This is a genomic window from Desulfocicer niacini, assembly GCF_054657595.1.
Map to the genome: position 1 here is coordinate 1 of NZ_BAAHYK010000216.1, position 305 is coordinate 305.

General features: G+C 39.7%; 1 protein-coding gene. It reads right to left on the reverse strand.

Annotated features, from left to right (window positions below; all coding sequences use genetic code 11):
* Positions 1-305 (reverse strand): transposase (locus ACYQ2M_RS25455; RefSeq protein ID WP_459919199.1); only part of this gene is annotated, 305 nt, incomplete at its 3' end.

A 305-nucleotide genomic window follows, 5' to 3' on the forward strand; every position in this document is an offset into this window, starting at 1 on the left:
CCTTTTTTCAAATTGAATGCAAATTGCCTGAACATAATGTCTACTGAGTTTTTAAAGATGGGTGTAAATCGAGCTCTGTCTCCTTTATCATGTAAGCAGCTGATGCCAAAATATTGTTCCACGATGTATCGAATTTTTGAAATGGATTTATTCCTTGAGATCTCCACCTCGGTCAATTTGGCGTTGATGTTGTCTTTTCGCATGATCCCATCCTTGATCTGGTTCAATGCCAGAAATTCTCTATTTGGAGCCCCAGCGTACCCTTTGTCGGCATAAGCTGTTTGGATCTTATCTTTGGTATGCAT